Below are 25,076 nucleotides of genomic sequence, written 5' to 3' on the forward strand. Positions count from 1 at the left end.
CATTATGGGACGTGCAGTAGGCATCGATCTGGGAACCACCAATTCCTGCATCGCCACGCTGGAAGGCGGTGAACCCACCGTCATCGTGAACGCCGAAGGCTCGCGCACCACGCCGTCGGTCGTGGCGTTCAGCAAGTCCGGCGAGATCCTCGTCGGCGAGGTGGCCAAGCGCCAGGCCGTGACCAACGTGGACCGCACCATCAGCTCGGTCAAGCGCCACATGGGCACCGACTGGACAGTTGAGATCGACGGCAAGAAGTGGACCCCGCAGGAGATCTCCGCGCAGATCCTGATGAAGCTTAAGCGCGACGCCGAGGCCTACCTGGGCGAGCCGGTGACCGACGCGGTCATCACCTGCCCGGCGTACTTCAACGACGCCCAGCGCCAGGCCACCAAGGACGCCGGCACCATCGCCGGCCTGAACGTGCTGCGCATCATCAACGAGCCGACCGCGGCCGCCCTGGCCTACGGTCTGGAGAAGGGCAAGGAGGACGAGCGCATCCTGGTCTTCGATCTGGGCGGCGGCACCTTCGACGTGTCCCTGCTGGAGATCGGCAAGGATGAGGACGGCTTCTCCACCATCCAGGTCAAGGCCACCAACGGCGACAACCGCCTGGGCGGCGACGACTGGGATCAGAAGATCATCGACTGGCTGGTCACCGAGGTCAAGAACAAGTACGGCGTGGATCTGGCCAAGGACAAGATCGCGCTGCAGCGCCTGAAGGAAGCCGCCGAGCAGGCCAAGAAGGAGCTGTCGAGCTCGACCTCCACCACCATCTCCATGCAGTACCTGGCCATGACCCCGGACGGCACCCCGGTGCATCTGGACGAGACCCTGACCCGTGCCCACTTCGAGGAGATGACCTCCGACCTGCTGGGCCGCTGCCGCACCCCGTTCAACAATGTGCTGGCCGACGCCGGCATCGGCGTGAGCGGCATCGACCATGTGGTGCTGGTCGGCGGTTCGACTCGTATGCCGGCCGTCAAGGACCTGGTCAAGGAGCTGACCGGCGGCAAGGAAGCGAACCAGTCCGTGAACCCGGACGAGGTCGTGGCCGTCGGCGCCGCCGTGCAGTCCGGTGTCATCAAGGGCGACCGCAAGGACGTCCTGCTGATCGACGTGACCCCGCTGAGCCTCGGCATCGAGACCAAGGGCGGCATCATGACCAAGCTCATCGACCGCAACACCGCCATCCCGACCAAGCGTTCCGAGGTGTTCTCCACCGCCGAGGACAACCAGCCGTCCGTGCTCATCCAGGTCTACCAGGGCGAACGTGAGTTCGCGCGTGACAACAAGCCGCTGGGCACCTTCGAGCTGACCGGCATCGCGCCGGCGCCGCGCGGCATCCCGCAGATCGAGGTGACCTTCGACATCGACGCCAACGGCATCGTGCACGTGTCCGCCAAGGACAAGGGCACCGGCAAGGAGCAGTCGATGACGATCACCGGCGGCTCGGGCCTGCCGAAGGACGAGATCGACCGCATGGTCAAGGAGGCCGAAGCCCACGAGGCCGAGGACAAGAAGCGCCGTGAGGACGCCGAGACCCGCAACCAGGCCGAGTCCTTCGCCTATCAGACCGAGAAGCTCGTCAATGACAACAAGGACAAGCTCTCCGACGACGTGGCCAAGGAGGTCACCGACAAGGTCAACGAGCTCAAGGAAGCCCTGAAGGGTGAGGACATCGAGGCCATCAAGACCAAGCAGACCGAGCTGATGACCGCCGCCCAGAAGATCGGCCAGGCGCTGTACGCCCAGCAGGGTGCTGCGGACGCCGCCGGTGCCGCGGGCGCGTCGGGTGCCGCCAACAACGGTGACGACGACGACGTGGTGGATGCCGAGGTCGTGGACGACGACAAGGACAACAAGTAATAAGGGCCGGTAATCATGGCTGAGTTCAATAAGGACGATTACCTCAACGACCTGCCGGACGCCGACGACTTCGCGGACAAGACCGCGGCGTCGGCCTCGGCCGGGTCGGCCCCCGCTGACGGCACGACCCCGGCCGACGACCAGGCTGTGCCGGGTGCAGGCGACGCCGGGAACGGCTCCGATGCCGGGGAATCGGCCCCGGCCGACGGCGACGCGCAGACCGCGCAGGATGCGGCCGCCGGTACCGACTCCGGTGACCAGTCGCAGTCCGAGTCCGCCGAGGACACGCTGACCCCGCTGGGCAAGGCCAAGCAGGAGGCCGCCGAATACCTTGAGGCGCTGCAGCGCGAGCGTGCGGAGTTCATCAACTACCGCAACCGCGCGGCCAAGGAACAGGAGCGTTTCCGCCAGCACGGCATCATCGACGTGCTCACCGCGCTGCTGCCCGCGCTCGACGACATCGACCGCATCCGCGAGCACAGCGAGATGGACGACTCCTTCAAGGCCGTCTCCGCCAAGATCGACAAGGCCTTCGAGAAGTTCGGCGTGGAGAAGTTCGGTGAGAAGGGCGAGGACTTCGACCCGACCAAGCACGACGCGATCCTGCACAAGCCGGACCCGACCGCCGAGAAGGAGGTCGTGGATACCGTGGTCGAGGCGGGCTACCGCATCGGCGACCGTGTGATCCGCGCCGCCCGCGTGGTTGTGGCCTCGCCGCAGGCCTGAGTGATCGGTAGGGCGTCCGCCGGGTCGGACGACCCGCGCGGCCGGCCCTACCGCCCCTACTGATTTACGCTACGTGTAGCCGGGCGCCCCTCCCATTCGCGGGGCACCCGGCGTCTGTACAAACCCATGATTTACGCAACGAAAGGAGGCAGCGAGAATGGCTGAGAATGAATGGCTCTCCAAGGATTTCTACAAGGTCCTCGGTGTCTCCAAGGACGCCAGCGACCAGGAGATCACCAAGGCCTACCGCAAGCTCGCTCGCCAATACCATCCGGACCTGAACAAGACCAAGGAAGCCGAGGAGAAGTTCAAGGACATCTCCGAGGCCTATGACGTGCTGAGCAACAAGGACAGCCGCCAGAAATACGACGCCATCCGACAGTTCGGCATGGGCGGGGCTCGCTTCGCCGGCGGTGCCGGGGGCGGCGGGTTCGACGCCGGCGGCTTCTCCGACATCTTCGGTTCGATGTTCGGCGGCGGTAACGGCTCGCACATCCGCTTCCAGACCAACGGCGGCGGACCGACGAACATCAACGACATCTTCTCGATGTTCGGCGGCGGTGCCGGACCTGCCGGCGGCACCTATGGCGGGTCGCCGTACGGTGGGTACCAGGAGGCGCCCCGCCCCGAGAACGGCGAGGACCGCAACTCGAAGGTCACGCTGACGTTCCGTCAGGCGGTCAAGGGCGCCACGGTGTCCCTGAGCGTGGACGGCAAGAAGTTCAAGACGCACATCCCCGCCGGGGTCAAGGACGGTCAAAAGATTCGTCTGGCCGGAAAGGGCAAGCCGGGCCGCAACGGTGGCAAGGCCGGCGACCTGTACCTGGAGCTGAGCGTCAAGCCCGACGACCGTTTCACGATGCGCGGCCATGACTTGGTCATGCCCCTGCCGCTGACCGTGGGCGAGGCCGTGTGCGGCGCCAAGGTCGAAGCGCGGGATATCGACGGCGAATCGGTGACCTTCAAGGTGCCGGCCGGGTCGTCGAGCGGCGCGGAGATTCGCGTGGCGGGCAAGGGCGTGCAGTCCTCGCGCGGTGCCGGCGACCTGATCGGCCGCGTGGAGATTCGCGTTCCCGCCAAGCCCGGCATGGGGCTCAAGCGTGCGGCCAAGGAATTCGACAAGGAGTCCGGCGGTTTTGCGGACGAACTCGCCTCGCAACGGTAAGTAACTAGGAGGGCGTATGGCACGGGTGGCGCAGCAGGTGCGGCAGCTGTATGAGATGTGCGCCGTGGCGCTGGTCTCCGGACGCGCGCACCTCGACGGTGCCAGCGAAGTGGGGTTCGACGTCGAGCTGCCCGTGTTCACGGTCGGCCGCGCCGCCGAACTGGCCCACATTCACCCGCAGACCCTCCGCCAGTATGACCGTCTCGGACTCGTGGTGCCGCAGCGGACCGATGGCGGCGCCCGTCGCTACTCCCTGCGCGACGTCTCGCGTCTGGCGCATGCGCAGCAGCTCAGCCAGGATGAGGGCATCAACCTGGCCGGCATCACCCGCATCCTCGAGTTGGAGGAGGAGAACCGCGAGCTGCGCCGGCAGGTGGCCCGCCTGCGCAAACCCTCCGGCTCCAGCGTGTTCGCCGCGGACGCGGACGGCGGCATCGTGGAAATCGAACGCAGTGGCAGTGCCCGTCGGTGGCGTCGGCAGATTCACGTCGACCCCCGGGCGCTGCCCGCGCGTCGCGAACGGTATGACGACGGTGGGACGGACGACGGCAGCGGGTCCCAGGCTGTGGTCGTCTGGCGCATGGCGTAAGCGGAGGGGTGGCCGACCGGCAATCGTCCCGGACCTTTGGTGAGATGGCTGTAGCAGTCGAACACCGGAGGGCAATGATGGAGCTGAAGGCCGTATTCTGGGATCTGGATGGCACCCTGATCGATTCGGAGCCGCTGTGGCATCAGGGTGAGATCGAAATCGCCCACGCCAACGGCGGCGAATGGAATGAGGATGACGGCTGGGCTGGCTCCGGCACGCCCGTTCCCGACGTGGCCCGACGCATGATCGCCAAGGGATGCACGCTGTCCGTCGAACAGATTGACGTGCAGCTTAAACGGTACGTCTACGAATCCGAATTGAAGGGTCTGCCGTGGATCGACGGCGTGCTGGACGTGCTGCATGCGCTGAAGGATGCTGGCGTGCCGTCGATGCTGGTATCCACCTCGCCCCGGCCGATTGTGGAGAACGTCATGCGCCAGTCGGAGGGGCTGTTCGCCGGGTACGTGTGCGGCGACGACCCCGTGGCGCACAAGCCCGATCCCGCGCCATACCTGGAGGCCGCTAGCCGGCTGGGACTGAGCGCCGATGATATGCCGCATTGCGTGGTGTTCGAGGATTCGTCCTCCGGCCTGCGTTCGGGTGTGGCGTCGGGTGCCACCGTGATCGCGCAGACCGGTTGGATCCGCACCGATACCTCCGGCCTGGGCCAGTTCCTGTCCATCGACTCCTACGACGGCATCGACGCCGCCTCGCTGGACGCCATCGTGCGCAAGCGGCTCGCCGCGTAGCCGTCACCGCTGGGCGGTGAGTCGGGACCGGGCCAGATCGCGTAGGGACGGGATTACGGAGGGGGCATCCGCCACAGCTCGGAAGCAGGCCTGCGCCTCGGCGCGGTGCCCGGCAGCCTGATTCACGCCACCAAGGTTGTACAACGCCTTGAGATCACCCTCCGCAGCCGCCCGCGCATACCACCGTCCCGCGGTGGCCAGGTTCCGCGCCAGACAGTGGCTGCCGCGGAAATACAGGTTGCCAAGCAGCCGCATGGTGTCGATGTCGTCGTCGGTGCATGGTGAATCGACGGCCGCGGGGTCGGAGACCGTTGCGCCGTCCGGCGGAGGGAATGCCGCCGGACTCTCCGTCGGCGTGGGGTGGTGCAGCAGCCCCGCACGCAACCGTTCCAGCAACTCCGCGGCGGATGGGCGCTGATCGGGATCAGGACGCAAGGCCGCCGAGCACAAGGTCCTGATCCATGAGGGCACCGGCTGGCCGCTGGGCGAAGACGTGTGCCCCGGTTGGCTCGACCGCTGTTTGGGTTGCGGCGCAGCCTGTGGGGCGACCTGCGGTTTGGGCTGTGACTTGAGTTGTTGCAATCCGCCGACCAGCATCTCGCGCCAGATGATGCCCGCGGAGTACACGTCACTGCGCTCGTCGACCGGTTCGCCGCGGCGCTGTTCGGGGGAGGCGTAGTCGTTACTGCCCACAGCCTGCCCGAATCGGGTGACCTGATCCGCCTCCGGGTCGGTCGGTTTGGCGATGCCGAAGTCGGTGATGATCAGCCGACCGTCGGGCGTGATGATGAGATTGCCCGGCTTCAGATCACGGTGGATGATGCCATGGCGGTGGATGCCGCACAACCCTTCGAGCAGTTCGACCATCACCGTGCAGGTGTCGTGCGTGGAGAGCACCGGCTTACCATGGCCGAGCTGCGTGATCTGGCGTAGCGTGGCACCGCGGATGACCTGCATGGCGTAGTAGGGGGTCGGGGCGTCCTCCGCGCTGGCATCAAGCAACGCGGGAATGTGCGGACAGTCGTCCACCGTGGCCATGATGGTCTGTTCGCGGGCGAAACGCTCACGGAACGAGGGATCCTCGACAAAGCGGGTGTGCATCGTCTTCACGGCTGCCGTGCGTGTGGGCAGCCGCAGGTCCGCACCCAGCCATACCTGTCCCATGCCGCCCTGCCCGAGCAGACGGGTCAGCCGCCACCGCCCGTCGAGCACGCTGCCGACACGGGGCGCGTCGGCGATCGGTGGCGCGGGCTCGGTGCCGTCCGGTTGCCCGTGGCATTCAGACGATGGCGGAACCTGAGGAACTTGAGAAACCTGAGAGACCTGAGGCGTTGACTGCGCCACACGTTCCCGCGGCCGACGGATCGGCTGCGCTTCGGAACGGGGCCGGACGAGGACGGTCTGCGGTTCGCTGACCACCTGCCGGGGTTGGATGACGCGTGTACCGCCGTCCGATGCCATCGGCAGCAGCTCGGTCGGGTCATCATGCGGCGCCGCGGATCGGACAGGAGCCCGTTGCCCCGCATGGATGGCGATGGTCGGTGACTCCGCGGCGGGAACGTGGTCGGGGTGTTGCAGGGAGGGGGATGACATGATGCGCTCGCTTTCTTGGGGAGGATGCGGGATGGGATCAGGACACCAGTTCGCCGATGCGGCCGACCAGATCGGAGAACCAATCCGCGGCCTGTCCGGCGAGTGTTTCGACCGTGACGACGTCGTCGTCGACGTCGAACGGCAACGGTATCAGCCAGCAAGCCAGTGCCAGCGCGCCCAATACGGTGAGGGCGAACAGCATCCGGTGTCCGCGCCGTGGCGACGGATCGGCATCGGGGGCGGCACCGGGACCGTCGGCTCGCGTGTCGGCCTTCGGCTGTGGTGGGAGGGATGCTTCCGCATCGGTATCGTCGTCATCGATGAAGAGATACGGATCCGTGGCAGCGTCCGATACCGTCGGCGACGACTGCACGGTCAGGCGAGGCGTCTCGTCGAATACCGCCCGCACCTCGGGAAACAGCGTGAGGTCGGCATGCTGGTAGACGGTGACGCCGGCATCGGCGTTGCCGAGCAGGGCCCGGGCATACCAGATCTCCTGCCGTAGCAGCGCGGACGGATCGCCGGTGCAGGGTCCATTCGGCCACAGGCTGCGGATGGGACGGTTGGCGTTGGACGCCAACGGCGACACCGGACACAACAGGTCGCCGCCGCCGTCGCGTACGGCCACCGCCACGACCAAAGCCGTGTCCGGTGCCCCGCTGCAGAGCCGGCCGACGGTGGCATCCTGCAGTACGGCGACACCATCGACGATCAGCACGGCGATTGCGATATCGGCGGACATGGGTCACCTCGTTTCATGGTGGGATTGTGTCGGGTCGCCGCCGTGCAGGGCGCGGTAGAGTTCCGCCATGCTGGGGCGGTCGGCGGGGGTATCGGCCAACGCGTCGGTCAGAGCGGTCAGACCGGCGTTTCCGAACAGGTCGACGATGGTGTTGTGCTGCGTGGCGCTGCGAATCCGACGCACGCCGGTGGGCTGCTCCTCCTCGCATGAGCACATGCGCAGGATCAGCAGCGCCGTCTTATAGACGTCGGAAGGCTGAGTCTGCAGACCGGCCATGGCCAGGGCATACCGTCGTTTCGGACCGTCGGGTACGGCGTCGGCCTTCCTGCGCCAGAATCGCGATTCCGGAGGGTCGAACGCGGGCGTGGACCCCTGGGGCAGGCCGCAGCCGCCGATTGCGGGACGGCAGGCGTCTGCGTCGATGAATGCCGCGGACGCCTGGTTCCGCTGGTCGTGCTCGGGTACGTAGACCATGACGTTACGCAGTGAGATGTCGCCGATGACCAGACCGATACGGTGCAACAGCGAGGCGGTGGCCACCAGCTGCAACGCGATGCGGTGCCGGCCATCATCATCCAGCGGATGCAGACCCTGGCCGAGCAGAAGCGCGCGCTCGCCGTCCGGGCGGATGAAACGTTCCAACGGCATGGCCGGCGTAAGGTCGTCGCAAGGGGCGCCGAGGAATGCGGCGTCGACCTTCGGCTCCACAACGCCGAGCGCGGCATTGCCGCGGGACACGACCGCCAGCGGCCATGCCACATGCCGTTCGAGCGCCGTGCGGATGCGTTTGCCGTCCGAGGCGAGATCCAGGATGTGATGCAGGCCGATGAGCTGTTCGAGGGCGACCTTGGTTGCCGCCTCACGTCCCCGGAACGAAGGCGCTTTGGGGCGGTAGCGCTTGTAGACGAGGTTCGCGCGGCCGTTGACGCGCAGGGTTTTGGGCAGCAGATACACCACCGACTGCGCCCCGATGCCGCACTGCTGCAGCCCCAGGTCGCCCGGCCGGTCAGTGGCCAGCATATGCAGCGTCAGAGCCATACAATCACCGCCGATCGGTCGTCGGTTGAACCAAGTTTGAGATAGGAGGCGATGCGCAGCAGCTCGTGCTGCGGAATGGGGCGCACCAGGCGGCGGAACAGGTATCCCGCGGCCGCGGTGGAGCCGTCGCGCAGGTCGTCGCCCAAGCCGTCGCTGACGATGGCCACGGCCTGCCTGCCGCGGAGCAGCCGACCGGAGACGACCATCGGAAAGCGGTCCCCGGGGTCGGCGGGCAACGGGCGTACGGCGCTGGAGGTCAGCCGCGCGTCCGGTTCGATACCGGCCTCGTCCGCGGGGAGCGTGGCACCCGGCCGGACCTTGGTCGAGCCGAGGAATTCGATGCCGCGCACCGCATCCACCAGATATCCGAACCCGTCGCCGGCCAGCGTCGCGCGTGTGAACCGCGGGGTATCGCCGCCGACATCGACCACCAATACATCGCAGGTGGTGCCGAGCAGTTGCGCGGCCACGGCATCCGCGTCGGCCGCCTGCCGGTCGGCGTCCCCGGGCGCACCGTGCCGCGGCCTGAGCGCGCGCGAGGCCTGCTCCCGCAACGTTGCGCGCACGGCGGCGGTCACCTGCGGCCAGTCGATGCGATCGATGTCGGTGCCCTCATCCAGCTGGCGCTGGACGCAGGACAACACGGCCTTGCACGTCGACGCCGCGCCGATATGCGATCGGGGCGATGCGGAGACGCCGTCGCACACCACGGCCACGATGCGCTCGCCGACGGCGCGGATCGCCGTCGCATCCTGCCGCGGATGGCGGAAATCGCGGTGTCCGACGCCGCGGATCGATACCGACGCGGCGGTGGCGCCGTGGCATTCGAGCATGTCGAGCGCCACGGCCGTCGGTGCCGAGGACGCCTGCGCGTCGTTGACCGGACGGTGTTCCAGTTCGGCGTATTCGCTGGGCTCGCCCAGCTCATCCAGTCCGGCTGCAACGCCCGACTCCACGGTGCGGATGTCGGTGGCCAGGGGCGGGATGATCCAGTTGTGGGGCGGTCGCGGCGGCAGGGCGGACACCGATTCGGGATGTGCCGTAGCCGGCTGGTGCCGTCCGTCGTTCGCGGTGTCATCGGCATCCGTGGATGGCGTTTGCGTGGCGGTGTCGGATGTGGCCGGTGGTCCCGGCGACTGTGTGGCGGGTGGATTCGGTGTCCGTACGGTGCCGTCGGATCGCGGCGGGAACGCAGGCGGCCTGTCCGCAGCGGTTTTCGGTACCGTGACGGCGGACGGTGTTGCGTCCGGCATGGCGGCCGCGGCGGCCGTCCCGCTCGCCGGCGCGCCGTCGTTCGGGCAGGCTGTCTCGGCGGCCGTAACCCGGTGCGGCCGCTCCCGTTCCGCGTTCACCATGGCATTGGCCACAATCGGCGCGACGATGGCCACAATGAACGCCGCCATCACCACCGACGCCCCCAGACATAGGTCGGTCCACATGGTTGCTCCTTTCCTGTGCTGTGTCCTGCGCGTTATGCCTTGTGTCCCGTGCTGTCCGTCGGGCTATTCGAGGATTTCGAACAGGTCGTCGTCGATCATCGACTCGTCGATGATCGGCTGCGACGCGTTGTCCGCCTCGCCCATGGCGATGATCGTGCCCTGCATCAGATCGATCAGCCCGGTCAGCGCGCCGGAGACATCGTCCGGCGTCTTGCTCAACAGGGCCACGCCACGGCGGTTCTTGTATCGCTTGAGCTGGTCCGGGTCGGCGTCGCCCACACCCACCATCACGATGTTCGGACTGAGCTTGCTGTTCACCAGCCGCTGCCAGGCCTGATCGCGTTCGTCGACATCGTCATTGGCCGCACCGTCGGTAACCATCACCACCAGCGGACGGCGCAGCGAGAGACGTGCGCCATGCAGCCGGCCGCTGTCGCGCAGGCGCTGGGGCAGCGCCTCCAGCTCCGTGCGGGCCAGGTCGAATGCGGTGCCGAAATGAGTGAACCCTTCCGCATTCAGGTTGATGTGCTCGTCATCCAGTTGGGAGAGGCGTCCGGAGGCCCCGATCGGCAGCGCCACTTCGGCATTGGTGGAGAACAGGATCAGACCGGCGGTGGTGGTCTGATCCACGGTCGGGTGCTCACGGCCGAGTCGGGAGAGTTCCGGTACGATGCAAGCCTCCGTGGCAATGGGTGAATTGCCGTTGCGGTCGAGTCTCATCGAGCTGGATACGTCCAAGATCGCCAGAAAGGGATTGAAAACGAGTTCGTTGTAATACTGGGACATTGCCGTTCCTTTCTTGAATCGCAAGGGCGGGCGCCCTTGATGGCATCGACGGTACGGCGGCCGACGTGGGGGAACGACGGGGGAACGCGCCGATAACCCGTTCCCCGGTCCCGGTGCCGCGCGGCAGTGCGACTGCGCGCCGTAGTATGGAAAGAGTCGTGGAGCAAGGAGGCGGGAATGGCCAGAGCGAAGAAGGAACCGGCGTCGGGCTCCGGAGCGGTGTCGGCCATACCCTCTGACGGGCGGTGGCGTCTTGAGGCTGTCGGGTACCGGCTGATCGAGGGGCTGCTCCGCCCCATACGCGACGACGCCGACCCCGCGCACCGCGAATGGTCGAATCCCGCGGAAACCGGCAAATATGTACGCAGCAAGCAGACGATGCTGCTGGAACGGATGATCGGCCCCTGCTTCGACGACAATGCGGACGCCGTCGTCGTGTTCGGCACGTGGACGCCGACGGAAGGCGGAGAGCCGCAGGCGCATGCGACCGCCTACAACCATCGGTGGTCGCAATACGTGACCGTGTCGGATGAGCACGGCGTCTACGCGGACGACGACTGCTTCGACGCCTGGTTCTGGCGGGTGATGGACGGATTCGACACGGGCGAACGTGCACGCATCGCCGCGGGACTGTCCAGGAACCTGCCGGCCGGAGCCGCCGCGGAGCCGGACGGTCCGCGGATTCCCGAGGCGTCGGCGGTCGAGTGCCGGTACCGGTTCGCGGACGGGGTCGATGTGGACGATTGGGCCCGGTACCGCGGCATCGGCGACGTGACGGTCAGCTACCGGTCGATTCCGGGATTCTCGTTCTACGGGCAGTGCGGATGGGAGGAGGCCCGTGCGCAGTTGGCGGAACGGGAGCAGTCGCGCGCCGCGGGCATGGCGGGCGGGGAGCTGTACCTGTCGCGCGGGGCGGCGTACCGGATGCGCGGCATCGGCCCGCACGGCGAGCTGATCCTGCGGTTGCGGCCGGTCGGGTCGCTGCGGCTGGAGCCGGACGCCGGCTGGCGCATCTTCCCGTTCCAGCAGGGCGATCGCAACGGCGAGAACGCCGCGGGCCGCAACTGCTGGAGCGAGACCGACGCCTGGCGGGCCGACGTGGGAGAACGCCTCAAAGCCGATTTCCGCAGTCGCAGCATCGGCGCGGACAACTATCTGGACTACGCCGTGTGTTTCCCGTATGCGGTGGCCGCATGGCTGGACCGCGTGCAGTGCGCCGGCGACAGGGTCGCCGCATGCCGGACGATGATCGACGCCCTGCAATCGGCGGATGATGCGTTCGACGCCGCACTCCCTGCGGGCCTGCGCATGCCGGACGATCCGTACGCCATTGCGCAGGTGATCGCACAGGCGATGATCCGTCTGTACTTGAACCATGAGCATGACCATAGCGGGCGTGGATTCGGACAGGTGCTCGCCGACTGCCTCAACGCCCACGCCGAAGGATTGGTACCGCCATATCTGCCTGATTATCTGGACGGCGTGGCCGAATGGGGGCGGACGATTCCCATGCGCCGTCCGGACGGCAACGACGAGGCGCCCACCTATGACGAAGGGTTTGTGGACCCCGGTTTCATCGGCGCGCAGCCCGTGCAGTGGCTGGCCTCCGTGGCCGGTGTCGAGGGCGGCAGGCGCGGGCTGTTCATGCGCGCCAACGCGGGCATGGGCAAGAGCACGTTCGTGCGCGGCGTGGCGTATGTGCTGGGCGGCCTGCTGCCGTATGAATACCGGTCGGCACGTAACCGCGCCCCGCTGCGCGCGGGTTTTGTGGACTACATGCGTGCGCAGGTCGATGCGGACCAGTGGCGGGCCATCGCCGGAAGCGGGCTGATACCGGTGGTCATCGCCCAGCGGGATGTGCCGTATGCGATGAGCGCCACCGAGGCGGATGTACGCGAGACCGAATGGTACCGTTCGTATGATGCGCTGCGCTCCGGCCCGTTGGAGCCGGAGGAGTTCACGACGTTCCTGTACGACCATCTGCCCGAAGAGATGAAGACCCGCATGTACGGCGAACGCGTGCGCGTCCCGCGGCGCCGGGGCGACAGCTTCGAAGCGCTGATGGCACTGGGCGGGCGGGGCTGCGCGGCCGGCGACGCGGTGGCGGTGGGCGTCGACCGGTTCCGGCGTCTGCTCAAACGGCCCGATACGTTGGTGCTCATCGATTCGGTGGACGAGATACCGTTCCAATGCCGCGGCAACTTCCTGGAGTCGCTGGAGCGGCTGATTGCGGACGACGGGTACGCCATCGGCCGGTACATCATCACCAGCCGGTCGCTGGGCGGCACCGAGGAGTCGCGGATCGACCGGTTGTGCGGCGATGGGGAACGCGCGGAGTTCGCCCCGTTCGACGAACCGCGGCAGCGGCGACTGTTCGACATCCTCGACCGGTCGTACGGCGGCATGGCTCCCGTCGGATTCGAAGCGGTACGCGCCACGCCCGGGTTCGGCAGCCTGCTCGGCAACCCGGGCATGCTGGCCGCGATCGTGGAGGAACTCAAACGGTCGGACGGCAGCGTCGGCACATTGGTCAACCGGTGTCTGGCGAATATCGAACGCATTCTGCCGAAAACCGGCGGGGAGATCCCCGGGTGCGACCGCATCGCCATCGCCCATCTGGCGTACGACGCCATCGTGCCGGAACGCCGCGTGTTCGCTGATGGGGTCGAACGTGCCGCATCGAACGGGCAGGGCGTGTTCGACCGCGAACGCTTCCTGGAACTGTTCAACCGCTACCGCGAGGAGGACGGCAACGGCGACCGCGCCGACAATGAGGAGGCGCTCGACCGCACCATCTCCCGCTGCGGCATCTTCCGCGAGGACGCCGATACGATCCGGTTCGAATACGACGCCGTCAAGGCGTACTTCGCCGCGATCTGGCTGTGCCGCAAGCTCGCTGTGGACGAGGGCGGCGGTGTGATGATCGACCGGTTCCTGGCCGACAACGGCCATGTCAGCGACGCCGTGGCCATCGCCATGCTGTGCGCGCTGGAACGCATGGAGATCGGCGAGGACGGTGGCGCGGTGCTCAGGACGTTCTACCGGCGCGTGCTGTACGCTGCGTTCGCCCACGACGACTACCGGCAACGTTCCGGCATGGTGGCCGCAACCAACGCGCAACGCGTGCTGCGGCTCATGGACGATTTCGACTTCGGCGGACCGGTTCGCCAACCCGAGCCGATCGCCACCTGGCGCAAGGCGCTGCGAAGTTTCCCCGGCGCTTCCCCGGCGGGTGGTGCGCAATAATGACAGCAGCCGTCCGCGGTGCAACACAACCACGCAAGGAGAACGATGATGACAGTGGAATCCATCAACGGTGATACCAGCGGTGTCGGCGACCCGGCGATCCCGGGCGAGGCATCGGACGACCTCCGTGCGCTGATGTCCAACGCCCAGGTGCGTGAGGTATGGTCGACCATGAAACGGCTGGCGAAAACTGTGTGGAAACGCGTATTCGTCAGTGATGATGACGACGATGACGCATGGATGCTGCAATATGCGGTGTCCGATGCCGAAGGGCATACCGTGACCGAGCGGGTAATCTTCGAACCGGATATGGATTCGGTGCAAATTCGCATCATGTACCCGTTCCATATCCCGCCTGAGACGCTGCCGTTTGCTCAGGCGTACGTGAGCACGGAGGCGTTCGGCATGCGATTCGCACGGGTGGAGTTGGACAGTGACGGCGAGATCATCTGTAATTGTCTCATCCCCTACCGCGTCGGGGATCCGTTCCCGGAACAGCTGTTCGTGGAGCTGTTGAATCTGACCGCGCGCGTTGGGCTGCGTCAGTACCCGAAGCTCAAGGCGTATGCGGAAGGCGAACTCGACGACGAGGAGATCGACGCGTTCCTAACCTGGCTGCCGTCGGCGCGCGAACTGGTCGAGAACCGTGAACGAGGCAATCGGGATCAATCATGAGCGCGCTGTCCGATTGGTACCGGCGTGCGGCCGCCCGCATCCCCGAGATCGCCCGGTCGCGACGTTATAGTCATGATGGCATCGGTACCGTCGATTGGTTTGCGGGCGCGGATGCGTTGTTTCCCCTGCGCCTGATCGACCGCAGCCCGGCCCTGGACGGCGGTGAGCGTCGGGGCCGTCGCAGCTGCACGGTTGTCGAGATTCCGGAATCGCTGGCCGCCATGACGCCATTCCTACGTCAGAGCCTGGTCTCATTGCTGGCCCTGCCGACGCAAACAGTGGACGATGGCGGTGAACGTTTGCGGCAGCGGTTCTTCGCGCCTTTGCGGTTGAACACGCCCAGTCGCAACCCCGATGTGGAACCGGTGTTCTACCTATCCGGCGAGGCTTTGTGCCGGTACGGCAGGGGTCGATGGGTGGTGGACGCGGACCTGTTGCGCGCCTCGGCCCATGCCCTGCAGACAGACCGTGTGCCGATGGTGGAACCGGATGAGACTGAGCTTCAGGCCGCCGCCGCGCGAGGATGCTCCACCTGCGTGGTGGATTGCAGCGAGGGAGGGGTGGAACTGCCGATGATCGCCGATCGGCTTGGCATGACCCAGTGGACGATGGCGTATCGGGAGGATATCGACCATCTGGTGATCCTGGTGTGCAGTTCGCCGACGGATTCATGGTTGTCGGATAATGTTTCCGAGGATTTGCCGGGCACGGGACTCGGTGAACGGCGCACTATCGGTCGCATATTGCTCGAACGGATTCGCCAGGGGCAGTATCCCGGCTTGGAGGATGCGCAATGGCGGCTCTACGAGCTGGAGCAGGTAGCCGATCTTGATGCGCTGAACCGATTCGCCGACATATGGTGGCGATGGTTCGGCCACGGCGGTACCGGCGACGAATTCCGCCACGAACTGGGCAACCTGGTAGCGCAGTTCGTGCACGAACTGCCGGAACATCGCCCGGAATCGGACGAGAAGACGCTGTCCTCGGCGCGGGAACGCGGGCACGGACGCAATCGTGGGCGGGGTCGTGACCGCAGCCGTGGGCAAACGGAACGTCCTGAGGTGAATATCGACATCCTCGTCGCCTTCGCGGCGCTGCTGTGCGACGGGGTGTACATCGACACCCCTTACGAATTCATGGAGGCCATGGACGCGCGGCTGCTGCATGCGGACGAACGCCGCAGACTGTATGACGCCGTGCAACAGACACTGCACGAGTACTGGGAGGACAACATCGACGGCGCGATCGGCGCTCGCAGCCTGGGGCGGCGCTGGAAGGACTGTTTGACGGAGCTGGAACACGCGGCCATGGTACGCGGGGAAGTGCTACGGGACGGCGTTGTTCCCGAACGGAGTCGATACGCCCAATATCTGGAGTGCACAATCCAGAAGATGCCGAGTACTGACCTGATGTACCACGAGCGCACCGTGCTGTCGGCCTTCGCGTTGTGCTTCCTGGCCAAGATCCTGGTCGACGCCTCGTATGAGGGGGAGCGCGGTGCCGCGGTGCCGGTCGATATCGTGGCCGCGCTGACCAATGACCTCTCGTTGCGGCAATGGCAGACACTGGTGCGTTACATGCTGCGCATGATGCTCGGCATCCGTTCACAGCAACGCGAACGGCAGGCGCTGCGCATGCTGGAGGTGTCCTACCGGCATGTGATGGGGAACGACAGCCTGTACTGCAACGGATTCAATGCCGGTGAACGCCTCGATCAGGTCGGATGGAACCTGGTGCGGCTGTCTCTGGGATTCGACTTCAACCTGGGTGTGCAATGGCCCGCCATGTGGGCCGACTGCATGCTGGAGGGCGGCACGGACCGGCATCAGCTGCGCGTCATCGACGGCGCGCGCGCGGACGGCGCGTTGCTGCCAGGCAATCTGCGGGTGCTGCGGCGGATGGCCGTCGTGGAATTCGAGAACGCCTGCAACCGGTATCTGGACACCGCCGATGTCAGGCAGCTGGACCGGGCCCGGAACGCCGTATGGCTGGAGCTGATCGTGCATGAGGGGGCGATGGACGGCGATTTACGCGAGGCCGTGACGATTGCCGCGTCGGTTGCGGACGGGGGTGTTGGTGCAGCCTCCGATGGTGGTGCCGACACGGTTACTGGCAGGGTCGCCAATGAGGCCGTTGATGCGGTTGACAACGGCGACGGGTGGCGACGACAACTGCACGCGATGCTGCTGATCGACTTGGCGGCATGGTGCGTGCGGCAACGGTTCGCCATGCCGCAGCCGGTGCCGCGTGACGTGGCCGAGGCATGCCTGATGTCCGACGGGTATCGGCGGTCGGTGCTGGCCGTCCTCGACGGTGATTCCGTATTCGTATCGGACACATCCTCGGCGGAGGGGGATTGTGGAAGCGTTGGAGGACAGGCCGGACGAGCCCGGGGCCCGGCCGCGTCCTCAGCGGAGGAAGGCGAGATGTGGCTGAAGCGCGAGGCGCTGTATCGCGCCGCCTGCGAGCCGTTCCAACAGCTGGCGCTCAGGGGTGCCTTCGCCGGACAGGCCTGCGATTTGCGGATGGTGGCGTCGGCGGCATGTCTGATGTTGTTGCAGCGGCATGCCCCGACGGAGATGCTGGACTTTGATCCGGATGCCAGGCACGCCCCGCTGACGCCCTGGAACGAAGTGCAGAAGGCGATGACTATGCGTGTGAAGATGCCGTTCATGGCGGTGCTGGCGTTTGCGTTGTATGCGCTCGCCGTTGAGGAGCATGCCGGTGCCGACGACGCCCGTGCGGCGTTGGCGGGGCTGCGTGCCCGATATGGCGACGATTGCGATGTGCGGTCCGTGTGGGACGAATGCCTGCAATGGTCGTTCGGGCCGGATCCCACCGATGGCTGGTGGCGTATGGGGCGCATGCGGCTGTATTGCCTAGTGGCCGGTTATTATCTGGGGTTCGTGGACGATTCGGAGTACGAGCGGTATCTGGAAAAGACGCCGTTCCGTCGGTGTGGTTCCGACGGCGTACTGCTCAGCAGAGCATTCCAGCAACTCGAATTCGCCATGCCGGTCGCCCCCGACACCCCCGGTTGCTCCGGACTCTGACACTTTTGTGACCCTGATGCTTTCTGAGATTGGCGGAATGTCGTCATTCTTGGGATTGGATCACGGTCGCGATGGATCAGGGTCCGAGAGGGGCAAAAAAGAAAACCCTCCGGGGTGGAATCCGGAGGGTCTTCGTGGAGCTGATGGTAATCGAAACCACGACCTCTTCGATGCGAACGAAGCGCTCTACCAACTGAGCTACAGCCCCGTGGATGTTGTCTTGCTCCGCAGGACAACATCGGCCACTATAGTGCGCCCCCTGCCCAAATGCAAATTCCGTGGCGTCGGATTATTCGGCGGCGGGCTGCTTCTTGCCGAACTTGGCCTTGAGCAGGCCCACGATGGTGGGAATCAGCGAGATCACCAGAATCGCCACGATCACCAATTCGAAGTTCTCCTGCACCACCGGAATACCGCCGAAGAAATAGCCGAGCAACGTGAACAGCGTGGACCAGCACAGGCCGCCCAGCACCGAGAACGGCGTGAATCGCGCCCATCGCATGCCGGAGATGCCGGAGATGAACGGCATGAACGTGCGGATGAACGGGAAGAAACGCCCGAGGAACACGGCCAACGGCCCCCACTTCTCGATCATCGCCTCGGTTTTGGACAGACGTTCCGGCGTCAGGGCCTTGACCTTGCCGGATTCGATGATGCGGCGACCGAAGAAGTGCCCGATGAAGTAGTTGCACTGGTCGCCGACGATCGGCGCGCACCAGACCACCGGCAGCAGCGCCATCAGCGGCAGGGCCGACTCACCGGTCGTGGCGTCGGGCGCGGCGAAGAAGCCGGCGGCGAACAGCAGCGAGTCGCCCGGCAGGAACGGGAAGAACACCACGCCCGTCTCGATGAAGACGATCAGGAAGATGAAGCCGAGCGTCGGCGCGACGCCCATCGCAATCCAGCTGGCGATCGCCGCGCGCGGATCCTTGAGCAGTTCGATGATGAAATTGACGAAACCCATGACGTTGCCTTCCGCCTTGTACCTCTGTATGTCCTCTGTGTATCTCGTCCCGGCGCGCTCGCCGTGCTGGTCCGTGTTGGCCGGAACCCACCATACCGCCGCATGGCAACAAGATGGCGGATGCATCTTGGGGCAGTTTGGCGGTGCGGTTCACTGCGTGTACTCGTGGCTGACGCGCATCGCTGGGGTACTCCAGCTTCGGCCTGCCCTCGATCAGCTCGGGGCTCCACCCATGGCGCAGCGCGTCCATGACCCACGAGCGCAGTCGGTCATCGTCCATGCGATGCGGTTTGCGGGGCTCATGTCGTTTGCGGTCCGCCCTCCGCTGCGCCGCGAGGGCGGAGTAGAACGGCATGGACGTCCACGGCCCGGTCTTCGGCCGCCGCGGCCGGTACGGGCGGTATGACCCGTTCTCGTTGGACGCGAACCACGGTCCCCGTTTCAGCTCGCGGCTGACGGTGGCCTTGTCCCGGCCGATCAGCCTGGCCGTTTCCCCGACGCTCAGACCCTGCTCGCAATGCAGCCTCTCGATCCGGATCCGCTCGTCCGGGGACAGGCGCGAATAACGTATACCCACGAGTGCAACACCTTCTTCGGTAAGAACTTGAACACCTCCAACCCTAGGCAGGTGTTGCACTTCTTTCTAGAACCCGCAATCTGGATGGGGGCCGGTGCATCGACCGGTTGCGGGATACTGGATGGTATGGAAGACGTGCAGTACCTGACAGATGGTCCGACCTCCGACGATTGCGGCGACCTTGCAACGAGGTCGGCTGGGGCGTCCGAAGCCGTGGAGGACGACACTGTGGCCCACGATGCCGGATGCCCCGCGGCGGACGTTGGCGGCTCCCAGTCGTCGGAACGCACCGCGACGCGTGCGGTTGCCATTCCCCGGGGCACCGTGGTGCTGGCCGCCACGCCGATCGGCAACGACGGCGACGCCTCCGCGCGTCTGATCGCCCTGCTGGAGCACGCCGACATCGTCGCCGCCGAAGACACGCGACGGCTGTACGCGCTCGCCAACCGTCTCGGCGTGCACGTCGGCGGCCATGTCGTCGCCTACCACGACCACAACGAACGCGAGAAAGCCGACGGCCTGCTCGACCGTGTGGAAGCCGGCGCCACGGTGCTCGTCGTCTCCGACGCGGGCATGCCGACGATCAACGACCCCGGCCTGGCGGTGGTGCGTCGGGCCATCGAGCGCGGTCTGCCGGTGACCTGCGCGCCCGGCCCCTCCGCCGTCCTGGACGCACTCGCATTGTCCGGTCTGCCGACCGACCGGTTCTGCTATGAGGGATTCCTGCCGCGCAAGCACTCGGAGCGGGTGCAGTACCTGCGCACGATGCGCGTGGAACGCCGCACGATGGTGTTCTATGAGACGCTGCACCGCATCGACGAGTCGATGGCGGACCTGCTGGAGGCGTTCGGCCCGGACCGTCCGATGGCGCTATGCCGCGAGTTGACGAAGGAATACGAGCAGGTGCGGCGTGGCACGATCGGCGAAATCCGGCAGAGCGTGGTCGACGATCCGCCCCGCGGGGAGATGGTGCTGGTGGTGGGCGGCGCATCCGAGACGGACGTGCAGGCCGCCGCGCCGGCGTCGCTGTCGGTGGCGGACTTGGCGGTGTTGGCGGTCGACCGCGCGCTGGAGGACGGGTTGCGGATCAAGGACGCCATTATGCAGGTGGTGGAGGAACACCCGCTGCCGGACGGCTCCCTGGCGAACCGCAAGCAGGTGTATGCCGCGGTGCTGGCGATGAAGTCGTGACGGTATCGGGGCTTGTCCTCATGCGAGCGAGGCGAGCAGGATGTCCAGTGCGTGCCTGACATGGGGGCCGCCTTGCTGCGAGATGTATTCCAGGAGATCGGCGTCGGCGTTGGGGTTGGCCACAATCCAACGTCTCAGCTCCGGATGGCTGCGGGCTATGGCCCACAAGGTCTCGATTGGTGTGTCCGGTGCGCAGGCGATGGCCGGCGTGGGTTGCAGCGGCGGCGGGGGAACCGCGGCCGTTGCCTGTCGGATGCGCTGCAGTGTGAGGGCGTGCAGTCGTTCTTGCGTCGTCGCTGTGCTGCGCTGTTGCGCGCGCGTCTGTAGTCGTGCAAGTCGGGTGGTCATGGGTCCTCGGTGCTGTATGCGGTCGGGGTGGTCGGGCATGGTCAGAAACAGGGCGCGAGATATTCGAAAAATGTGCGGGCGCGAGGGGCATTGGCCCAGTAGCGGTTCTCGTCGAGGATGTTGAGGCAGTCGCGTGGTTTGCAGCGTCCGGAATCCATCATGGCGTAGATCATGGCGGCGGCTTCCCTGCCGGGGTGTTCGGTAGCGGGGAGCAGTGCCAGATCGCATGCCGTCCGCGCCGGCGTGGTGACTTGCAGCGCACCTATGGTGGCGATGTGGTCGCGCGGGGCCTTGCGGTTGAACACCCGGACCCGTCGTCCGCGTATCGGGGCGCGGTAATGCGAGGTGGAGATGACGTCGATGGTGTCGGGGAAGCGGCCGCCCAGCCAGACCCATGCGGCGCTGACAGCGCAGGACACCGTATTGAACGGTTTGAGGATGTTGGTGATGTTGGCCCTGCCGAACAGCGTCTCCGCGTCCTCGGACAAGTAGGCGCTGTCGTCGTCGAGCTGGTGGATCGCGCCGATCTCGGCGAGGCGGCGCATGCTCATGGGTCCCGGAAGCGTGTCGTCGCGGAGCAGCGGGAACATGGCTGCCGTGGTTGATGATGTCGTGTCCATGGTTCGACGGTACGCGTCGGCGGTGGTTGGTGCCAGCGCCGGAGGGAAAGTTGTGGATATGTGGATAATCGCCGGTGGACCGCGCCGTATGGTGCGTAAGTCGGGGTTGGCGAACTGTCCGCGCTGAGCCTGATAATCGGGGCTATGACTCATGTACTGGTGAATGTTGCCTGGCCGTATGCGAACGGCCCCCGCCATATCGGCCATGTGGCCGGATTCGGCGTCCCCTCGGACGTGTATGCGCGCTATGAGCGCATGAAGGGCAATGACGTGCTGATGGTGTCCGGCACCGACGAGCACGGCACCCCGATCCTGGTGGAAGCGGAGAAGGAGGGACTGAGCGCCCAGGAGCTGGCGAACCGGTACAATCGCGTGATCGCCAAGGACCTGTGCGATCTGGGCCTGAGCTATGACCTGTTCACCCGCACCACCACCGGCAATCACGAGCAGGTGGTGCAGGAACTGTTCAAGCAGTGCCTGAAGAACGGGTACATCTATAAGGGTACGCAGAAGGTGGCGATCAGCCCCTCCACCGGGCGCACGCTGCCCGACCGCTACATCGAGGGCGAATGCCCGATCTGCCACACCGACGGCGCCCGCGGCGATCAGTGCGACGCCTGCGGCAACGAACTGGACCCGGACGAGCTGATCAATCCGGTATCGAAGATCAACGGCGAGACGCCGCGCTTTGAGGAGACCGAGCACTTCTTCCTGGACCTGCCGGCGCTCGCCGAGGCGAACCTGGCGTGGCTCAAGACCCGTACCGATTGGCGCACCAACGTCATCAACTTCTCGATCGGCCTGTTCAAGGAGGTCAAGCCCCGCGCCATCACACGCGACATCGACTGGGGTATTCCGGTGCCGGTGGACGGCTGGATCGACAACCCGAACAAGCGTTTGTACGTATGGTTCGACGCGGTGATCGGCTACCTGTCGGCCTCGATCGAGTGGGCCCGCCGCTTCGGCGAAACCCCGGAGGACTGGCGCAAGTGGTGGTGCGACCCCTCCACACCCGGCTACTACTTCATGGGCAAGGACAACATCACCTTCCACTCGCAGATCTGGCCCTCCGAGATGCTCGGCTACAACGGTGCCGGCTCCAAGGGCGGCGAAGCCGGCAAGCTCGGCCCACTCAACATGCCCGAACAGGTGGTGGCCAGCGAGTTCATGACGATGGAAGGGCGCAAGTTCAGCTCCTCGCGCGGCATCGTGATCTACGTCAAGGACATCCTGGCCCGCTACCCCGTGGACGCCGTGCGCTACTACATCTCGGTGGCCGGTCCGGAGACCTCGGACGCCGACTTCACCTGGAGCGAGTTCGTGCGCCACAACAACGAGGAGCTGGCCGCCAGCTGGGGCAACCTGGTCAACCGTGTGGCCAACCTCATGCACAAGAACTTCGGCGAGATCCCTGCGCTGGACGAATCGAAGATGACCGACGAGGATCGCGCCCTGCTCGAGGAGACCCGCGGAGCGTTCGCCACGGTCGGCGACCTGATCGAGCGCCACCGTCAGAAGAACGCGCTAACCGAGGCGATGCGTGTGGTCGGCGACATCAACAAGTACATCTCCGCCACCGAACCGTGGAAGATCAAGGACGACCCGGCGCGTCTGGGCACCGTGCTGCACGTGGCCGCACAGGCCGTGTCCGACGCGAACCACCTGCTGGCCCCATTCCTGCCGCACTCCGCGCAGAAGGTGTGGGAGGCGCTGGGCGGCACGGGCGTGTTCTCGCCGCTGCCGCGCATCGAGGAGGTCGAGGATCTGGACAAGCCCGGCTTCACTTATCCGATCATCACCGGCGACTACAAGCTCGGTGAGACCGTGCGCCCGTGGACCAGCGAACCGATCGTGCCCGGCACCCCGGTGTCCAAGCCCACGCCGATTTTCGCGAAGATCCCGAAGGAGGCCGTCGAGGAGGAGCTGGCGCGCTTCGAGTCCGAGCTGGCCGCCCGCCGCGAGGCCGAGGCCCAGCGCCTGGCTGCGGAGAAGGCCAAGCTGCAGGGCTGAGACGCGGAATCCGGACGGATTCATGACAACGAAAAACCGTGCACCCCGGGATGCGGGATGCACGGTTTTTCGTGTAGACGGGGAAGGAGAGAGGGAAGATCAGTACTTGTACAGCTTGAGCAGGCGGGCCTCGGGCATCGGTCCGAACTCGATGCTCATCTTTTCGTCGCCATTGAGCACGCGCGAGGCGACGAACTTGCCGTCGGCGATTGTGCCCTCCTGGTAGGAGACGATGCCCACCTTGCTGTTCTCTCCGATCTTGGCGGAGAAGCTCATCGAGCACATCATGCCGACCATCAGCAGTGTGTCGTCATCAAGCTCGAACAGTGCACCGGAAGCCAGCGGCTGGGATTCGGCCTTGGGAGAGAATGCGACCTTGAGATCGTAGTTCTTCAACGTCAAGTAACGGCCGAAGTCCGTTTCGCTCTCGCGAACCCAGCTGTGCAGGCGATCGGTGCCGCGGTATTCGAGCAGTAGCGGCTTCATGCCCTGGATGAGTTCGTAGACGCGTGACAGGTACGGCTTGCTGTTGGTGATGTCGAAGGACGAGGGGTCGATATTCAGCGCGATCATCACGCTCATCGGCGGCTTCGGAATCGAGTCGGGGTCGAGGGCAAGCTGTTCGATGCCGAACGGCGAGTAGCCGATTGCGTTGTACTTGGTGAACGCGTGCAAGGCGTACGATGCGGTCTGCGCGTCCTTGCGGACCTCCGGGATGAACAGCGGGTTGCCCTCGTAGCTGTAGTCCTTCATCGCCTTGGCGATGGTGGGTACGTAGATGTCCGGGGCGAGCGTGAACAGCGACGGCGCCATGGCCTTCCAGACGCGGTGCGTCGGGGTGGCCGGGCCGCCCGCCGGGTAGGAGCCCGGGTTCCATGGGTACTGGTACAGCCAGGAGTTCGCGTAGGCGGGGATCGGGTGCTTGGACATGCCGGCGGCGGTGATGCGCTCCACGGCCTTCGCGTAATGGTAGGCCATGAAGTTCTCGCCCTCGTGGCCCGGGAACTCGTCGGCCCACGGGGTGCCCGCGGCGACACCGAGCTTCTCCGCGAGGTCGGCGGGGATGCCCTGGGCGAATAGCTCGTTGGCCATGTCCGAGTAGTCTCGGTCGGAGCCGAGCAGGCCGATCTCGTTCTCGACCTGCATGAAGATGAATGTGGTCTGGTCGCGGTCGAGCTCGGCGATATGCTCCATGAGCTTGGTGTAGGCATTCGCATCTTTCTCGATGGCAGCCTCGCACAGCGGGGAGATCGAGTCGAGCGGCTCGCCGTTGACCTTGCGGGCGCGGAAGTAGGTGGCGGTGTCGGTTTTCATCCAGCCGGGCACGTACATGGACTCGGCATTCTTCCACAGACCGAACCACAGGCCGATGATCTTGGTGTCATGTTCGCGGGCCTGCTTGGTGATGCCGTCGACCAGCGTGAAGTCGAACTTGCCTTCCTCGGGCTCGATCTGCTCCCAGTACAGCGGGATCACCAGGGAGTTGACGTGCATGCCCTCCAGGTTCGGCCAGACGTTCTTCTCCATATAATCAAGGCTGGCTGCCGACGAGTTCTGCAGCTCGCCCGCGGTGGCCAGGAACGGCTCTCCGTCCACGAACAGTGTGGGGATGCCGTTCACGTCTTCGATGTGCGGAATGGATTCCATTGTTCCTCCTTTGGAAAGTGGTCCCCTTCATTACACCGCGGCGCAAAC

At 65.8% G+C, this 25,076-nt stretch carries 19 protein-coding genes, 1 tRNA gene and 1 pseudogene; 10 read left to right on the forward strand and 11 right to left on the reverse strand.

What is annotated here, in order from left to right; translation table 11 throughout:
- Positions 1-4: 4 nt before the first annotated feature.
- The 5 genes from dnaK to B4C31_RS00405 all read left to right on the forward strand — a co-directional run bounded on the left by dnaK (position 5) and on the right by B4C31_RS00405 (position 5,099).
- Positions 5-1,870, forward strand: coding sequence for a molecular chaperone DnaK (gene dnaK / locus B4C31_RS00385; RefSeq protein ID WP_291530872.1), 1,866 nt, complete (start codon positions 5-7; stop codon positions 1,868-1,870).
- A 15-nt stretch (positions 1,871-1,885) separates the two neighbouring features.
- A complete protein-coding gene (grpE, locus tag B4C31_RS00390) occupies positions 1,886-2,596 on the forward strand; it encodes a nucleotide exchange factor GrpE (protein ID WP_291530873.1) in 711 nt (236 codons plus the stop codon).
- Between the two features lie 157 nt (positions 2,597-2,753).
- The gene (locus B4C31_RS00395) at positions 2,754-3,761 is read left to right on the forward strand and encodes a DnaJ C-terminal domain-containing protein (protein WP_291530874.1); all 1,008 of its coding nucleotides are present in this window, start codon (positions 2,754-2,756) and stop codon (positions 3,759-3,761) included.
- Positions 3,762-3,777: 16 nt separating this feature from the next.
- Positions 3,778-4,350, forward strand: a complete 573-nt coding sequence (locus B4C31_RS00400; RefSeq protein ID WP_033507034.1) for a heat shock protein transcriptional repressor HspR — start codon at positions 3,778-3,780, stop codon at positions 4,348-4,350.
- Between the two features lie 77 nt (positions 4,351-4,427).
- Positions 4,428-5,099 (forward strand): HAD family hydrolase, encoded by a 672-nt coding sequence (locus B4C31_RS00405; protein ID WP_278711568.1) that lies wholly within the window; start codon positions 4,428-4,430, stop codon positions 5,097-5,099.
- A 3-nt stretch (positions 5,100-5,102) separates the two neighbouring features.
- Here B4C31_RS00405 and B4C31_RS00410 read toward each other — a convergent pair whose 3' ends face one another.
- The 5 genes from B4C31_RS00410 to B4C31_RS00430 form a co-directional block, all read right to left on the reverse strand.
- The gene (locus B4C31_RS00410; protein ID WP_291530875.1) at positions 5,103-6,692 is read right to left on the reverse strand and encodes a protein kinase domain-containing protein; all 1,590 of its coding nucleotides are present in this window, start codon (positions 6,690-6,692) and stop codon (positions 5,103-5,105) included.
- 37 nt (positions 6,693-6,729) lie between these two features.
- Positions 6,730-7,434, reverse strand: coding sequence for a hypothetical protein (locus B4C31_RS00415; RefSeq protein WP_291530876.1), 705 nt, complete (start codon positions 7,432-7,434; stop codon positions 6,730-6,732).
- A gap of 3 nt (positions 7,435-7,437) precedes the next feature.
- A complete protein-coding gene (locus B4C31_RS00420; RefSeq protein ID WP_291530877.1) occupies positions 7,438-8,472 on the reverse strand; it encodes a hypothetical protein in 1,035 nt (344 codons plus the stop codon).
- Complete coding sequence (locus B4C31_RS00425; RefSeq protein WP_291530878.1) at positions 8,463-9,911, reverse strand: protein phosphatase 2C domain-containing protein; 1,449 nt, start codon at positions 9,909-9,911, stop codon at positions 8,463-8,465. Before B4C31_RS00425 ends, B4C31_RS00420 begins: the two co-directional genes overlap by 10 nt.
- Before the next feature lie 63 nt (positions 9,912-9,974).
- Positions 9,975-10,697, reverse strand: a complete 723-nt coding sequence (locus tag B4C31_RS00430; RefSeq protein WP_289068216.1) for a vWA domain-containing protein — start codon at positions 10,695-10,697, stop codon at positions 9,975-9,977.
- Between the two features lie 177 nt (positions 10,698-10,874).
- Between B4C31_RS00430 and B4C31_RS00435 the strand changes: the two genes are divergently transcribed.
- The 3 genes from B4C31_RS00435 to B4C31_RS00445 are packed head-to-tail and all read left to right on the forward strand — an operon-like array spanning position 10,875 to position 17,671.
- Positions 10,875-13,943, forward strand: coding sequence for a hypothetical protein (locus tag B4C31_RS00435; RefSeq protein WP_291530879.1), 3,069 nt, complete (start codon positions 10,875-10,877; stop codon positions 13,941-13,943).
- A gap of 45 nt (positions 13,944-13,988) precedes the next feature.
- A complete protein-coding gene (locus tag B4C31_RS00440; RefSeq protein WP_291530880.1) occupies positions 13,989-14,618 on the forward strand; it encodes a hypothetical protein in 630 nt (209 codons plus the stop codon).
- Positions 14,615-17,671, forward strand: coding sequence for a hypothetical protein (locus B4C31_RS00445; RefSeq protein ID WP_291530881.1), 3,057 nt, complete (start codon positions 14,615-14,617; stop codon positions 17,669-17,671). Before B4C31_RS00440 ends, B4C31_RS00445 begins: the two co-directional genes overlap by 4 nt.
- Before the next feature lie 135 nt (positions 17,672-17,806).
- Here B4C31_RS00445 and B4C31_RS00450 read toward each other — a convergent pair.
- The 3 genes and pseudogenes from B4C31_RS00450 to B4C31_RS00460 form a co-directional block, all read right to left on the reverse strand.
- Positions 17,807-17,879, reverse strand: a tRNA-Ala gene (locus B4C31_RS00450).
- Positions 17,880-17,960: 81 nt separating this feature from the next.
- Positions 17,961-18,635: a VTT domain-containing protein gene (locus B4C31_RS00455; protein ID WP_291530882.1), complete on the reverse strand. Its 675-nt coding sequence runs from the start codon at positions 18,633-18,635 to the stop codon at positions 17,961-17,963.
- Positions 18,636-18,813: 178 nt separating this feature from the next.
- Positions 18,814-19,212, reverse strand: a pseudogene (locus tag B4C31_RS00460) (transposase); the annotation flags it as partial.
- A 126-nt stretch (positions 19,213-19,338) separates the two neighbouring features.
- On the opposite strand from B4C31_RS00460, the gene rsmI reads away from it, so the two are divergent.
- The gene (gene rsmI, locus B4C31_RS00465; protein ID WP_291530883.1) at positions 19,339-20,403 is read left to right on the forward strand and encodes a 16S rRNA (cytidine(1402)-2'-O)-methyltransferase; all 1,065 of its coding nucleotides are present in this window, start codon (positions 19,339-19,341) and stop codon (positions 20,401-20,403) included.
- A gap of 18 nt (positions 20,404-20,421) precedes the next feature.
- Here the strand turns inward: rsmI and B4C31_RS00470 are convergent, their stop codons facing one another.
- Positions 20,422-20,751 carry a hypothetical protein gene (locus tag B4C31_RS00470; protein WP_239455074.1) on the reverse strand — a complete coding sequence of 110 codons (330 nt, stop codon included), beginning with the start codon at positions 20,749-20,751 and terminating at the stop codon, positions 20,422-20,424.
- Between the two features lie 41 nt (positions 20,752-20,792).
- A complete protein-coding gene (locus B4C31_RS00475) occupies positions 20,793-21,371 on the reverse strand; it encodes a hypothetical protein (protein WP_291530884.1) in 579 nt (192 codons plus the stop codon).
- A 144-nt stretch (positions 21,372-21,515) separates the two neighbouring features.
- Here B4C31_RS00475 and metG point away from each other — a divergent pair, with 144 nt between their 5' ends.
- The gene (gene metG, locus B4C31_RS00480; RefSeq protein ID WP_291530885.1) at positions 21,516-23,381 is read left to right on the forward strand and encodes a methionine--tRNA ligase; all 1,866 of its coding nucleotides are present in this window, start codon (positions 21,516-21,518) and stop codon (positions 23,379-23,381) included.
- A gap of 99 nt (positions 23,382-23,480) precedes the next feature.
- On the opposite strand, the gene B4C31_RS00485 is transcribed toward metG, so the two are convergent.
- Positions 23,481-25,028: a DUF5597 domain-containing protein gene (locus B4C31_RS00485; protein WP_291530886.1), complete on the reverse strand. Its 1,548-nt coding sequence runs from the start codon at positions 25,026-25,028 to the stop codon at positions 23,481-23,483.
- Positions 25,029-25,076 lie beyond the last annotated feature (48 nt).

This window comes from Bifidobacterium sp. UBA4282 (assembly GCF_002394995.1).
Classification (GTDB): Bacteria; Actinomycetota; Actinomycetes; order Actinomycetales; family Bifidobacteriaceae; genus Bifidobacterium; species Bifidobacterium pullorum_B.

Coding starts and splice junctions, on each gene's coding strand:
- B4C31_RS00395 (WP_291530874.1), top strand. CDS start 2,754: ATGGCTGAGAATGAATGGCTCTCCAAGGATTTCTACAAGGTCCTCGGT.
- B4C31_RS00455 (WP_291530882.1), bottom strand. CDS start 18,635: ATGGGTTTCGTCAATTTCATCATCGAACTGCTCAAGGATCCGCGCGCG.
- B4C31_RS00415 (WP_291530876.1), bottom strand. CDS start 7,434: ATGTCCGCCGATATCGCAATCGCCGTGCTGATCGTCGATGGTGTCGCC.
- B4C31_RS00430 (WP_289068216.1), bottom strand. CDS start 10,697: ATGTCCCAGTATTACAACGAACTCGTTTTCAATCCCTTTCTGGCGATC.
- B4C31_RS00400 (WP_033507034.1), top strand. CDS start 3,778: ATGGCACGGGTGGCGCAGCAGGTGCGGCAGCTGTATGAGATGTGCGCC.
- B4C31_RS00440 (WP_291530880.1), top strand. CDS start 13,989: ATGATGACAGTGGAATCCATCAACGGTGATACCAGCGGTGTCGGCGAC.
- metG (WP_291530885.1), top strand. CDS start 21,516: ATGACTCATGTACTGGTGAATGTTGCCTGGCCGTATGCGAACGGCCCC.
- B4C31_RS00475 (WP_291530884.1), bottom strand. CDS start 21,371: ATGGACACGACATCATCAACCACGGCAGCCATGTTCCCGCTGCTCCGC.
- rsmI (WP_291530883.1), top strand. CDS start 19,339: ATGGAAGACGTGCAGTACCTGACAGATGGTCCGACCTCCGACGATTGC.
- grpE (WP_291530873.1), top strand. CDS start 1,886: ATGGCTGAGTTCAATAAGGACGATTACCTCAACGACCTGCCGGACGCC.
- B4C31_RS00420 (WP_291530877.1), bottom strand. CDS start 8,472: ATGGCTCTGACGCTGCATATGCTGGCCACTGACCGGCCGGGCGACCTG.
- B4C31_RS00435 (WP_291530879.1), top strand. CDS start 10,875: ATGGCCAGAGCGAAGAAGGAACCGGCGTCGGGCTCCGGAGCGGTGTCG.
- B4C31_RS00410 (WP_291530875.1), bottom strand. CDS start 6,692: ATGTCATCCCCCTCCCTGCAACACCCCGACCACGTTCCCGCCGCGGAG.
- B4C31_RS00445 (WP_291530881.1), top strand. CDS start 14,615: ATGAGCGCGCTGTCCGATTGGTACCGGCGTGCGGCCGCCCGCATCCCC.
- B4C31_RS00470 (WP_239455074.1), bottom strand. CDS start 20,751: ATGACCACCCGACTTGCACGACTACAGACGCGCGCGCAACAGCGCAGC.
- B4C31_RS00485 (WP_291530886.1), bottom strand. CDS start 25,028: ATGGAATCCATTCCGCACATCGAAGACGTGAACGGCATCCCCACACTG.
- B4C31_RS00425 (WP_291530878.1), bottom strand. CDS start 9,911: ATGTGGACCGACCTATGTCTGGGGGCGTCGGTGGTGATGGCGGCGTTC.
- dnaK (WP_291530872.1), top strand. CDS start 5: ATGGGACGTGCAGTAGGCATCGATCTGGGAACCACCAATTCCTGCATC.
- B4C31_RS00405 (WP_278711568.1), top strand. CDS start 4,428: ATGGAGCTGAAGGCCGTATTCTGGGATCTGGATGGCACCCTGATCGAT.